Annotated in this window: 1 protein-coding gene; it reads left to right on the top strand. The window is 70.0% G+C overall.

The annotated features are described in order from the left end of the window. Window positions 1-11543, top strand: an 11543-nt coding sequence (locus tag G4D86_RS51165; RefSeq protein ID WP_164003012.1) for a non-ribosomal peptide synthetase, incomplete at both ends; no start/stop codon positions are given.

Below are 11543 nucleotides of genomic sequence, written 5' to 3'. Positions count from 1 at the left end.
CAGCAGGAGGGCCAGCCCCTCCAGCTCATCGCCCCTCATGGCGAGCTCCCGCTGGTGACGACGGACCTCAGCGGCCTGGAGCCCTCCGCCGCACGCGCCGAGCTGGAGCGCCGTCTGCGCGAGGAATTGCTGACGCCCTTCAACCTCTCCACCGGGCCGCTGATGCGCGCCCAGCTATTGAAGCTGGGCCCGACGGACCACGTCCTCGCGCTCAACATGCACCACATCGTCTCCGACGGTTGGTCCCTGGGCGTGCTGGTGCGCGAGGTGGGCACCCTCTACGCGGCCTTCTCCGAGGGCAGGCCTTCCCCGCTGCGGCCCCTGCCCATCCAGTACGCCGACTACGCCGTCTGGCAGCGCCAGTGGCTCCAGGGCGCGGTGCTCGACGAGCAGCTCGCTTACTGGAAGCAGCACCTTGCCGGCGCAGCCACCCTGGAGCTGCCCACCGACAAGCCCCGTCCTCCCGTGCAGACGTTCAACGGCGGGAAGCTGCCTGTCGCGCTACCCGCCGGTGTCTCCCAACAGCTCCAGGCGCTGTGCCAGCGGGAGGGCGCCACGCCCTTCATGGCCCTGCTCGCCGCCTTCCAGGTGCTGCTCTCCCGCTACTCCGGCCAGCAGGACATCTCCGTTGGCTCGCCCATCGCCGGCCGTCAACGAGGGGAGACGGAGGGCCTCATCGGCTTCTTCGTCAACACCCTGGTGATGCGCACGCAACTGGATGCGCGCCACTCCTTCCGGGACGTGCTGCGCCAGGTGAAGGAAGCGGCACTGGGCGCGTATGCGCACCAGGACGTGCCCTTCGAGCGACTGGTGGAAGAGCTCCAGCCCGCTCGTGACATGAGCCGCAGTCCGCTGTTCCAGGCGTCCTTCGCCCTGCAGAACACCCCCATGCCCGAGGGGCAGGGCCAGAAGACGGCAGTGACGCTGCGCCCGGTAGACGCAGTGGACAACCCCACCATCAAGTTCGAGCTCCAGCTCAACCTGATGGAGACCCCCGACGGCTACCAGGGCTCGTTCGGCTACAATACCGACCTGTTCGAGAGCACGACGGCTCAGCGGATGGCGGAGCACTTCCGTGTCCTCGTGGAGGCGCTCGTCACCCAGGCCGACGCGCCCCTCGCGTCCGTGCCCATGCTCACGCAGGCGGAGCGCCAGCAGGTGCTGCAAGACTGGAACACCGCGGCCCCGAGCTACCCGCGCGACGCCACGCTGCCCGAGGTCTTCGCGCACGCAGTGGCCCGGTACGGAGACAAGGTCGCCGTGGAGCTCGGCGAGGAGCGGCTCACGTACCGGCAGCTCGATGCGCGTGCGAATCAGCTCGCGCACCACCTGCGCGGACTGGGCGTGTCCACCGACTCACGCGTGGCGATTGCGTTGGAGCGCTCGCTGGAGCTGATTGTCTCGCTCGTCGCCATCATCAAGGCCGGCGGCGCCTACGTCCCGCTGGACGCGTCGTATCCCCGTGAGCGCCTCGCCGTCATGGTGGAGGACGCGCGTCCCGGCGTGCTCATCACCTCGCGCGAGCTGCTCTCGAAGCTGCCTGGCGAAGGCCTGTCCACCGTGGTGCTGGGCGAGGTGTCCCTGGAGGGACAGCCCACGTCAGCACCTCCCGTGGCCGCGCTGCCCCAGAGCCTCGCGTATATCGACTTCACCTCCGGCTCCACCGGACGGCCCAAGGGCGTCGGTACTCCGCAGGCCGCCGTATTGCGCACCCTCCTCGGCACCGACTACACCCACTTCGGGCCCGCGGAAGTGCTCCTCCAGTTCGCCCCCATCTCCTTCGACGCCTCCACCTTCGAAATCTGGGGCGCGCTGCTGCACGGTGCACGCCTCGTCGTCATGCCGCCGCAGGCGGCGTCCCTCGAGGAACTGGGCCACGTCATCCAGTCCTCGGGCGTCACCACCCTGTGGGCCACCATCGGCCTCTTCACCCAGCTGGTGGACACCCCGCCACCAGGGCTGCTCACCCTGAAGCACGTCATGACGGGTGGCGATGTCGTGTCGCCGGCCCACGTGCGCCGCGCCGGGGACGAACTGCGCCTCCACGTCACCGCCTTCTACGGCCCCACCGAGACGACTGTCTTCGCCACCTCCTACCCGGTCGGCGAACAGGTGGAACGCACCGTGCCCATCGGCCGCCCCATCGCGGGCACACGGCTGTACGTGCTGGACGCGTACGGCCAGCCGGTGCCCGTGGGCGTCACCGGTGAGCTGTTCATCGGCGGCGACGGCGTCGCGCGCGGCTACGTTGGCCAGCCCGCCCTCACCGCCGAGCGCTTCATCCCCGACGCCTTCGGTAGCGAGCCCGGCGCCCGCCTCTACCGCACCGGAGACCTGGTCCGCTGGCGCGGTGACGGAGTGCTGGACTTCGTCGGCCGCGCCGACACGCAGGTGAAGCTGCGCGGCTTCCGCATCGAGCTGGCCGAAGTCGAAGCGGCCCTGCTGGCCTTCCCCGACGTGGCCCAGGCCGTCGCCCTGGTTCGCGAGGACGTCCCCGGCGACAAGCGCCTCGTCGGCTATGTCGCCGCTCCCGAATCGCTCGACGCGTCCGCCCTGCGCGCCGCCCTCAAGCAGCGGCTGCCCGAGTACATGGTGCCCTCAGCCCTGGTGCGCCTGGACACCCTGCCCCTCACCGCCAACGCCAAGGTGGACCGCAAGGCACTGCCCGCTCCGGACGCGGCGCTGATCTCCAAGGCGGAGTCCTTCGTCGCACCTCGCAACCCCACCGAGGAGCAGCTCGCCGCGCTCTGGGCCCAGGTGCTCCGGGTGCAGCGCATCGGCGTCCACGACAACTTCTTCGAGCTGGGTGGACACTCCCTGCTGGCCACGCAGGTCATCTCCCGCATCCGCTCCCAGCTCCGAGTGGAGCTGCCCCTGCGCGCCCTCTTCGAGGCGTCCACCGTCGCCGCCCTCGCCGAGCGCATCGAGTCCGCGTCCGGGACCCAGGCACCCGCCATCATCCCGGTGCCCCGCGCCGGGCCGCTGCCGCTCTCCTTCGCGCAGCAGCGTCTGTGGTTCATCGACCAGCTCCAGCCGGGCAGTGCCTCCTACAACATCCCCATCTTCATGCGCATGGAGGGGCCGCTCGACTCCGAAGCACTGCGCCGCAGCTTCGAGGAACTGGCGCGCCGGCATGAAGCCCTGCGCACCTCCTTCACCCAGCAGGAGGGCCAGCCCCTCCAGGTCATCGCCCCCCATGGCGAGCTCCCGCTGGTGACGACGGACCTCAGCGGCCTGGAGCCCTCCGCCGCCCGCGCCGAGCTCGAGCGCCGTCTGCGCGAGGAGTTGCTGACGCCCTTCAACCTCTCCACCGGGCCGTTGATGCGTGCCCAGCTGTTGAAGCTGGGAGCGACGGACCACGTCCTCGCGCTCAACATGCACCACATCGTCTCCGACGGTTGGTCCCTGGGCGTGCTGGTGCGCGAGATGGGCGCCCTCTACTCGGCCTTCTCCGAGGGCAGGCCTTCCCCTCTGCGCCCCCTCCCCATCCAGTACGCCGACTACGCCGTCTGGCAGCGCCAGTGGCTCCAGGGCGCGGTGCTCGACGAGCAGCTCGCCTGGTGGAAGCAGCACCTTGCCGGCGCCGTCACCCTGGAGCTGCCCACCGACAAGCCCCGTCCGCCCGTGCAGACCTTCCGTGGCGCGCACGTACACGTGGCGCTGTCTCGGACCACGTCGGAGAAGCTCCAGGCGCTGTGCCAGCAAGAGGGCGCCACGCCCTTCATGGCCCTGCTCGCCGCCTTCCAGGTGTTGCTGTCGCGCTACTCCGGCCAGCAGGACATCTCCGTCGGCTCGCCCATCGCTGGCCGTCAGCGCGGGGAGCTCGAGGGCCTCATCGGCTTCTTCGTCAACACGCTGGTGATGCGGGCCCGGTTGGATGACCAGTCCTCGTTCCTGCACCTGCTCCGCCGGGTGAAGGAAACCGCGCTGGAGGCGTACACCCACCAGGACGTGCCCTTCGAGCGACTGGTGGAAGAGCTGCAGCCCGCTCGCGACATGAGCCGCAGCCCGCTGTTCCAGGTCCTCTTCGCGCTGCAGAACGCGCCCACCGCCTCGGCGGAGCAGTCCCCGGAGCAGGCCCGCAAGCCGGCGCTCGCGCTGCGCCAGCTGGAGGGGGTGGACAACCCCACCGTCCGCTTCGAGCTGGAGCTGAGCCTGTCCGAGACATCGGAAGGCTTCCAGGGCCCCCTCCGCTACAACACCGACCTCTTCGAGCCCTCCACCGCAGCGCGCATGGCGGAGCACTTCCAGGTGCTGGTGGAGGCGCTCGTCACCCAGACCGACGCCCCCCTCGCGTCCGTGCCCATGCTCACGCAGGCGGAGCGCCGGCAGGTGCTGCAAGACTGGAGCATCGCGGCCCCGAACTACCCGCGCGACGCCACGCTGCCGGAGGTCTTCGCGCACGTCGTGGCCCGTCATGCAGACAAGGTCGCTGTCGAGTTCGGTACGGAGAAGCTCACCTACCGCCAGCTCGATGAGCGCTCCAACCTGCTCGCGCATCACCTGCGTCGGCTCGGTGTAGGCGCGGACTCCCGCGTCGCGCTCGCCGTCGAGCGCTCGCCGGAGCTGATTGTTTCACTGGTGGCCATCCTCAAGGCCGGCGGTGCCTACGTCCCGCTGGACCCGTCCTACCCGCAGGCGCGCCTGGCGGGCATGCTGGAAGACACCCGTCCCCAGGCGCTCGTCACGACACGTGCGCTGCTTCCTCGTCTGCCGGCGGACGGACTCTCCACCGTGGTGCTGGAGGACGCGGCGCTCTCTTCCGAGCCGACGCATGCGCTGACTCCGGCCGCCCTGCCCGACTCGCTCGCCTACGTGGACTTCACCTCCGGCTCCACCGGACGGCCCAAGGGCGTCGGCACCACCCACCGCGGCGTGCTGCGCACCCTCCTCGGCACCGACTACGCCCACTTCGGGCCCGACGAGGTCCTCCTTCAGTTCGCCCCCATCTCCTTCGACGCCTCCACCTTCGAAATCTGGGGCGCGTTGCTGCACGGTGCTCGCCTCGTCGTCATGCCGCCGCATGCGGCGTCCCTCGAGGAACTGGGCCGCGTCATCGAGTCCTCGGGCGTCACCACCCTGTGGGCCACCATCGGCCTCTTCACCCAGCTGGTGGACACCCCGCCACCAGGGTTGCTCTCCCTGAAGCACGTCATGACGGGTGGCGATGTCGTGTCGCCCGCTCACGTGCGCCGCGCCGTGGACGAGCTAAGCCTTCCCGTCACCGCCTTCTACGGCCCCACCGAGACGACCGTCTTCGCCACCTCCTACCCGGTCGGCGAGCAGGTGGAACGCACCGTGCCCATCGGCCGCCCCATCGCGGGGACACGGCTGTATGTGCTGGACGCGTATGGCCAGCCGGTGCCCGTCGGTGTCACCGGTGAGCTGTTCATCGGCGGCGACGGCGTGGCGCGCGGCTACGTCGGACAGCCCGCACTCACCGCCGAGCGCTTCATCCCCGACGCCTTCGGTAGCGAGCCCGGTGCCCGCCTCTACCGCACCGGAGACCTGGTCCGCTGGCGCGGTGACGGAGTGCTGGACTTCGTCGGCCGCGCCGACACGCAGGTGAAGCTGCGCGGCTTCCGCATCGAACTGGCCGAAGTCGAAGCCGCCCTGCTCGCCTTCCCCGACGTGGCCCAGGCCGTCGCCCTGGTGCGCGAGGACGTCCCTGGCGACAAGCGCCTCGTCGGCTATGTCGCCGCTCCCGAGTCGCTTGACCTGGCTGCACTGCGCGCTTCGCTCAAGCAGCGGCTGCCCGAGTACATGGTGCCCTCAGCCCTGGTGCGCCTGGACATCCTTCCCCTCACCGCCAACGCCAAGGTCGACCGCAAGGCCCTTCCCCCTCCGGACGCCGCGCCGACCTCTCCAGAGGACTTCGTCGCCCCGCGCACTCCCACCGAGGCAAAGCTGGCGGAGATGTTCGCGGGTGTCCTGCGCCTGCCCCAGGTGAGTGTCACCGGCAACTTCTTCGAGCTGGGCGGTCACTCGCTGCTGGCCACGCAGCTCATCTCCCGCATCCGCTCCACCTTCGACGTGGAGCTGCCCCTGCGCGCCCTCTTCGAGGCGTCCACCGTCGCCGCCCTCGCAGAGCGCATCAATGCGCCGGGTGCCTCCAATCAGGGGGCCGCGCCACCGCTCATCCCCGTGCCCCGCACCGGGCCGCTGCCGCTCTCCTTCGCCCAGCAGCGCCTGTGGTTCATCGATCAGCTCCAGCCCGGCAGCGCCTCCTACAACATGCCCACCTTCGTGCGCATGGACGGGCCGCTGGACGTCACGGCGTTGCAGCGCAGCTTCGAGGAGCTGGTGCGCCGGCATGAAGCCCTGCGCACCTCCTTCTCCCAGCAGGAGGGCCAGCCCCTCCAGCTCATCGCCCCTCATGGCGAGCTCCCGCTGGTGACGACGGACCTCAGCGGCCTGGAGCCCTCCGCCGCACGCGCCGAGCTGGAGCGCCGTCTGCGCGAGGAATTGCTGACGCCCTTCAACCTCTCCACCGGGCCGCTGATGCGCGCCCAACTATTGAAGCTGGGCCCGACGGACCACGTCCTCGCGCTCAACATGCACCACATCGTCTCCGACGGTTGGTCCCTGGGCGTGCTGGTGCGCGAGGTGGGCGCCCTCTATGCGGCCTTCTCCGAGGGCAGGCCTTCCCCCCTGCGGCCCCTGCCCATCCAGTACGCCGACTACGCCGTCTGGCAGCGCCAGTGGCTCCAGGGCGCGGTGCTCGACGAGCAGCTCGCGTACTGGAAGCAGCACCTCTCCGGCGCCGCTACCCTGGAGCTGCCCACCGACAAGCCCCGTCCGCCCGTGCAGACGTTCAACGGCGGGAAGCTACCTGTCGCGCTACCCGCCGGTGTCTCCCAACAGCTCCAGGCGCTGTGCCAGCGGGAGGGCGCCACGCCCTTCATGGCTTTGCTCGCCGCCTTCCAGGTGTTGCTGTCGCGCTACTCCGGCCAGCAGGACATCTCTGTCGGCTCGCCCATCGCCGGCCGTCAGCGCGGGGAACTCGAAGGCCTCATCGGCTTCTTCGTCAACACGCTGGTGATGCGCACGCAACTGGATGCGCGCCACTCCTTCCGGGACGTGCTGCGCCAGGTGAAGGAAGCGGCACTGGGCGCGTATGCGCACCAGGACGTCCCCTTCGAGCGACTGGTGGAAGAGCTGCAGCCCGCTCGTGACATGAGCCGCAGTCCGCTGTTCCAGGTCCTCTTCGCGCTGCAGAACGTACCCACCGCCTCGGCGGAGCAGGCTCGGAAGCCGGCGCTGGCGCTGCGCCCGCTCGACGCGGTGGACAACCCCACCGTCCGCTTCGAGCTGGAGCTGAGCCTGTCCGAGACGCCGGAAGGCTTCCAGGGTCCCCTGCGCTACAACACCGACCTGTTCGAGCCCGCCACCGCAGCGCGCCTGGCGGAGCACTTCCAGGTGCTGGTGGAGGCGCTCGTCACCCAGGCCGACGCGCCCCTGGCCTCCATCTCCATGCTCACCCAGGCGGAGCGCCGGCAGGTGCTGGTGGATTGGAACGCCACTGCCACTGAGTACCCGCGCGGCTCCACCCTGCCCGAGGTCTTCTCGCAGGTCGTGTCCCGCCATGCCGACAAGGTGGCTGTCGAGTTCGGCGAGGAGAAGCTCACCTACCGCCAGCTCGATGCGCGTGCGAACCAGCTCGCCTGGCATCTGCGCGGCCTGGGGGTGTCCACCGACTCGCGCGTCGCCATTGCCCTGGACCGTTCGCTCGAACTGATCGTCTCGCTGGTGGCCATCCTCAAGGCCGGTGGGGCCTACGTGCCTCTCGACCCGTCGTATCCGCGTGGGCGCCTCGCCGCCATGGTCGAGGACGCGCGTCCGGGCGTCCTCCTCACCTCGCGCGAGCTGCTCTCGAAGCTGCCCACCGAAGGCCTGACCACCGTGGTGCTGGGAGAGGTGTCCCTGGACACGCAGCCGACGTCCGCGCCTCCCGCGGCCGCCCTACCCCAAAGCCTCGCCTATATCGACTTCACCTCCGGCTCCACCGGCCGGCCCAAGGGCGTCGGCACCCCGCAGGCCGCCGTGCTGCGCACCATCTTCGGCAACGACTACGCGCACCTCGGCCCTGACGAGACGTTCCTCCTCATCGCGCCGGTTTCGTTCGATGCGTCCACCCTGGAGCTGTGGGGCCCGCTGCTCCATGGCGCGCGGCTCGTCGTCTTCCCGCCCCACTCGCCTTCCGACCTGAACGAACTGGAAGCCGTGCTGGTGAAGCACGGAGTGACGACGCTGCACCTCACCGCCGGCCTCTTCACCCAGGTGGTGGACAACAACTTCCCCGCCCTGCGCAACGTGAAGCAGTTGCTCACCGGTGGTGACGTCGTGAGCGCGCCTCACGTGCGCCGCGTCCTCGAAGAACTGCGCATCCCCGTCACGGCCTGCTACGGCCCGACGGAGACGACTCTCTTCGCCTCCACCCACCGCATGACGGACGTCGAGCACGTCGGCCCGTCCGTCCCCATCGGCAAGCCCATTGGCAATACCCAGGTGTACGTGCTGGACGCCTCGGGCCAGCCGGTGCCCGCGGGCATCGTCGGGGAGTTGTTCATCGGCGGCGACGGCGTCGCTCGCGGCTACGTGGAGCAGCCCGCCCTCACCGCCGAACGCTTCGTCCCCGACGCCTTCTCCGGCGTCGCGGGTGCTCGCCTCTACCGCACCGGTGATCTCGCTCGCTGGCGCAAGGACGGCACGCTGGAGTTCCTCGGCCGCGCGGATGCGCAGGTCAAGGTGCGCGGCTACCGCATCGAGCTCGCCGAAGTCGAAGCAGCCCTGCTCGCCTTCCCCGACGTGGCCCAGGCCGTCGCCCTGGTGCGCGAGGACGTCCCCGGCGACAAGCGCCTCGTCGGCTACCTCGCCGCCCCCGAGTCCCTCGACCTGGCCGCCCTTCGCACCGCCCTCAAGCAGCGGCTTCCCGAGTACATGGTGCCCTCCGCCCTCGTGCGCCTGGACACCCTGCCCCTCACCGCCAATGCCAAGGTCGACCGCAAGGCCCTGCCCGCTCCCGACGCGGCGCTGATCTCCAAGGCGGAGTCCTTCGTCGCACCTCGCAATCCCACCGAGGAGAAGCTGGCGGAGCTGTTCGCCGCGGTCCTGCGCCTGCCGCAGGTGAGCATCACCGGCAACTTCTTCGAGCTGGGTGGACACTCGCTGCTGGCCACGCAGGTCATCTCCCGCATCCGCTCCACCTTCGACGTGGAGCTGCCCCTGCGCGCCCTCTTCGAGGCGTCCACCGTCGCTGCCCTCGCCGAGCGGATCAATGCGCCGGGAGCCTTCAATCACAGGGCCGCGCTACCGCTCATCCCCGTGCCCCGCACTGGGCCGCTGCCGCTCTCCTTCGCCCAGCAGCGCCTGTGGTTCATCGACCAGCTCCAGCCCGGCAGCGCCTCCTACAACATGCCCACCTTCGTGCGCATGGACGGGCCGCTGGACGTGGACGCCCTGCGCCGCGGCCTCGAGGCGCTGGTGCTCCGGCATGAGGCCCTGCGCACGACCTTCACCCAGCAGGAGGGCCAGCTCCTCCAGGTCATCTCGCCCCAGGGCCAGCTGCCCCTGGAGGTGACGAACCTCAGCGGCCTGGAGCCCTCCGCCGCCCGCGCCGAGCTCGAGCGCCGTCTGCGCGAGGAATTGCTGACGCCCTTCAACCTCTCCACCGGCCCGCTGATGCGCGCCCAGCTGTTCGAGCTGGGACCGACGGATCACGTCCTCGCGCTCAACCTGCACCACATCGTCTCCGACGGCTGGTCCATGGGCGTGCTGGTGCGTGAGGTGGCGGCGCTCTACGACGCCTTCTCGCAGGGCCGGTCTTCGCCGCTCCCGCCGCTGCCGCTCCAGTACGCGGACTACGCCGTCTGGCAGCGCCAGTGGCTCCAGGGCGCGGTGCTCGACGAGCAGCTCGGCTGGTGGCGCAAGCAGCTCTCCGGCCTCTCGGCGTTGGAGCTGCCCACCGACAAGCCTCGTCCGCCCGTGCAGACCTTCCGTGGCGCGCACGTGCCGGTGGCGTTGTCTCGGGCCGCGACGGAGAAGCTCAAGGCGCTCTGCCATGAGGAAGGCCTCACGCCCTTCATGGCCCTGCTCGCCGCGTTCCAGGTGCTGCTGTCCCGCTACTCCGGGCAGCAGGACGTCTCGGTGGGCTCGCCCATCGCGGGCCGCCAGCGTGGCGAGCTGGAGGGCCTCATCGGCTTCTTCATCAACACGCTGGTGATGCGGGCCCACGTGGATGACCAGTCCTCGTTCCTGGACCTGCTGCGCCGGGTGAAGGAAACGGCGCTGGGCGCGTACGCCCACCAGGACGTGCCGTTCGAGCGACTGGTGGAAGAGCTGCAGCCCGCTCGCGACATGAGTCGCAGCCCGCTGTTCCAGGTCATCTTCGCCCTGCAGAACGCGCCCACGGCCGCGTCGAGGCAAGCTCCGGAGCAGGCTCGGAAGCCGGTACTGGCTCTGCGCCCGATGGAAGAGGTGAACAACCCCACCGTCCGCTTCGAGCTGGAGCTGAGCCTGTCCGAGTCGTCGGAAGGCTTCCAGGGGCCCCTGCGGTACAACACCGACCTGTTCGAGCCCGCCACCGCAGCGCGCATGGCGGAGCACTTCCAGGTGCTGGTGGAGGCCCTCGTCGCCCGGCCGAACACGCCCCTGGCCTCCATCTCGATGCTCACCGAGACGGAGCGGCGTCAGGTGCTGGTGGAGTGGAACGCCACTGCCACTGAGTACCCGCGTGGCTCCACCCTGCCCGAAGTCTTCGCGCAGGTGGTGGCCCGTCACGGGGACAAGGTGGCTGTCGAGTTCGGCGAGGAGAAGCTCACCTACCGCCAGCTCGATGCGCGTGCGAACCAGCTCGCCTGGCATCTGCGTGGCCTGGGGGTGTCCACCGACTCGCGCGTGGCCATTGCCCTGGACCGCTCGCTGGAGCTGATCGTTTCGCTGGTGGCCATCCTCAAGGCTGGCGGCGCCTACGTGCCTCTCGACCCGTCGTATCCGCGCGAGCGCCTCGCCGCCATGGTGGAGGACGCGCGTCCGCGCGTGCTCATCACCTCGCGCGACCTGCTCCCCAAGCTGCCCACGAAGAGGCTCGTCACGCTGGTCATGGAGGACGTGCCCGTGGAAGAGCAGCCCGTGCACGCGCCGCCTTCCACGGCGCGCCCCGAGAGCCTCGCGTACATCGACTTCACCTCCGGCTCCACCGGCCGGCCCAAGGGCGTCGGCACTCCGCAGTCGGCTGTGCTGCGCACCGTCTTCGGCAACGACTACGCGCACCTCGGCCCTGACGAGACGTTCCTCCTCATCGCGCCAGTCTCGTTCGATGCGTCCACCCTGGAGCTGTGGGGCCCGCTGCTCCATGGCGCGCGGCTCGTGGTGTTCCCACCCCACTCGCCTTCCGACTTGAAGGAGCTGGAGTCGGTGCTGGTGAAGCACGGCGTGACGACGCTGCACCTCACCGCCGGCCTCTTCACCCAGGTGGTCGACAACAACTTCCCGGCCCTGCGCGGCGTGAAGCAACTGCTCACCGGTGGCGATGTCGTGAGCGC

The organism is Pyxidicoccus caerfyrddinensis (assembly GCF_010894405.1).
GTDB classification, from domain to species: Bacteria; Myxococcota; Myxococcia; order Myxococcales; family Myxococcaceae; genus Myxococcus; species Myxococcus caerfyrddinensis.
The sequence above is the reverse complement of the archived record's forward strand: the minus strand, read 5'-3'. Positions and strand labels throughout refer to the sequence as shown.